We start from the raw sequence: 1,261 nt of genomic DNA on the forward strand, positions 1-1,261 counted from the left end.
AGTGACCGGCATCATTATAATGATAGGTCGTTTTAACTCCATCAAAACCAATTTCTTCACTCAGTTGACCGGTTGGGGTATAGCTTAAGTAGTAGTGTTCTCCTTTTTGGTTTTCAATTTCACTATTTCGGGGTTAACTATGGCTGAGACATATTCTACGCTAAAATTAACCACAGACAACGCACCGATACCACAATCTATTAAATAGTTTTATACCGTGGATAGTGCATTACAAAGCACAAAACTAGCCCCAAACCTCAGATAACCATTAAGGAACAGTGGCTAGAGCAGATGCTTTTATGTAGGTTACCGTGTTATCATTAAAACAGAGTAGAGCAAGCTGATGAATAGCTTGATTTACGAATTAAAAAATATAGCCTATAGATAATCTTTAATTCTTTTATATAAGAATTCATAAAAATTAGTAGCATAAAACTTACATTCAGCAGATGGAAACATAATGTATATTGGACATTCCTCATTATCAAATTTAGTATAATCAAAATAATATACATCACCAAAATCTGTTTGGCTAACAACAAGTTGTGTTTTTTTTATGATATTACTTTTCATATCAATGATATGATGATAAACAATATCTCCACCATTAACTGATTCAAAATCTAATCCGTAAATACTATATATTTCCTCTCCGCATATTTCACCACCACGGTATTCACGTAAAAACCATTTATAAGAATTAGTTAAAGGAAAACCCAAGTATTTTTCAGCTTTTAAAATCCATGATTCATCAACAGCATCTTCTGGAGAACCGAAATTAACTATATTTTTGTTTTTATTGATGAATTCAATTAGTACATTTTTTGTTATTTCATTCATATTTTTTTACCTATATGTTTTTGCTCGCTCGATCCAATATTGAATTTTCCATTTATTAAACTCACCTCTATTAATTCCCGAAGGAATAGTATTAGGATTAACATGAATCACAGACTTATTTTGTTGATGAAATGTTTGCGTAACTTCAGCAATAGCTCCATTTGGATTTTGTGTCATATGGTGTAAATTAATCGAATTTCCATCATGACCAATAGGTGCTCGACCAGTAGCCATTCTTTCTAAATTTGTGCCTTTAATTATTTTGCCTTTATCTGTCCAAGTTGTCATCAAATTCGGATCAAACAAATCATCTCGTTGGTAAACTTTATTACCATTAAATTCTATAGGATCTTTTGTCCAATACTGTCGCTCTTGCCCAAAATATTTTGCAGCATCAGTTTCAGGGGATCCATTCGTCCCT

General features: G+C 32.1%; 2 protein-coding genes. Both read right to left on the bottom strand.

Annotated elements, in window-relative coordinates:
- Positions 1 to 378 precede the first annotated feature (378 nt).
- Complete coding sequence (locus tag GA0061080_RS12290) at positions 379 to 840, bottom strand: SMI1/KNR4 family protein (protein WP_091126258.1); 462 nt, start codon at positions 838 to 840, stop codon at positions 379 to 381.
- A 6-nt stretch (positions 841 to 846) separates the two neighbouring features.
- Positions 847 to 1,261 (bottom strand): HNH/ENDO VII family nuclease (locus tag GA0061080_RS12295; protein WP_209435855.1); only part of this gene is annotated, 415 nt, incomplete at its 5' end.

The organism is Gilliamella intestini, assembly GCF_900094935.1.
In the GTDB taxonomy this organism is placed as follows: Bacteria; Pseudomonadota; Gammaproteobacteria; order Enterobacterales; family Orbaceae; genus Gilliamella; species Gilliamella intestini.